The sequence below is a fragment of the Streptomyces sp. 7R007 genome, assembly GCF_054850255.1.
In genome coordinates this window covers 1-223 of record NZ_JBTWMV010000211.1, presented here as the reverse complement: position 1 = coordinate 223, position 223 = coordinate 1, and the positions used below count along the sequence as shown (strand labels likewise).

Sequence of the window (223 nt, the reverse complement as noted above, 5' to 3'; positions counted from 1 at the left end):
ACGCCAGGCGGACCTGCCGCTGTTCCTGGGCTCGTACCCCATCACCCCCGCCTCCGACATCCTGCACGAGCTCAGTCGGCACAAGAACTTCGGCGTGCGCACCTTCCAGGCCGAGGACGAGATCGCCGGTATCGGCGCGGCGCTGGGCGCGGCCTTCGGCGGCTCACTGGGCGTGACGACGACGTCCGGCCCGGGTGTGGCCCTGAAGAGCGAGACGATCGGC

General features: G+C 70.9%; 1 pseudogene. It reads left to right on the top strand.

The window, feature by feature from the left end:
- A pseudogene (locus ACYF6T_RS44835) lies at positions 1-223 on the top strand (2-oxoacid:acceptor oxidoreductase subunit alpha); the annotation flags it as partial.